The organism is Proteus sp. fly-1067 (assembly GCF_040139345.1).
In the GTDB taxonomy this organism is placed as follows: Bacteria; Pseudomonadota; Gammaproteobacteria; order Enterobacterales; family Enterobacteriaceae; genus Proteus; species Proteus vulgaris_B.
Genome location: NZ_JBEEUL010000296.1, coordinates 1 through 510 on the forward strand (window position 1 = coordinate 1; position 510 = coordinate 510).

General features: G+C 38.4%; 1 protein-coding gene. It reads right to left on the reverse strand.

Going from position 1 to position 510, the window contains the following annotated elements:
• Nucleotides 1-140 precede the first annotated feature (140 nt).
• Nucleotides 141-510 (reverse strand): adenylyl-sulfate kinase (gene cysC / locus ABN217_RS20495; RefSeq protein WP_349460045.1); only part of this gene is annotated, 370 nt, incomplete at its 5' end.

A 510-nucleotide genomic window follows, 5' to 3' on the forward strand; every position in this document is an offset into this window, starting at 1 on the left:
GTTCTGGGTGAAAAGTCTTAATAATATTTTACACTCGCGTGATGATAAATGTATTTCATACAAATAACACTCTCGCGTCTCTACACATTCCCCCCTTTTATGAGGTGTTTGTGTAGAGATAATTGTATTTCACTTTAAAATTAACGGTAGATATGATTTTGCTGTAGATAGGTAAGGATATGCTGAATAAGAATATTGATAGGGCGTGTGCCGTCTAAATGTAATTCAGGTTCAATAGGCTGTTCATAAGGCGAATCTATACCTGAAAACTGCTTTATTTCACCGCGTCTTGCTTTTTGATAAAGCCCTTTAGGATCCCGAGCTTCGCAAATATGAAGTGGAGTATCAACGAAGATTTCAATAAATCGACCTTGCTCAAAGCGTCCTCTAACTTTTTGTCTGTCTTCTCGATAAGGAGAGATAAATGCAGTTAAAACAATCAGCCCGGCATCTACCATTAATTTAGCCACTTCACCAACACGGCGGATGTTTTCATGCCGATCTTCTTCG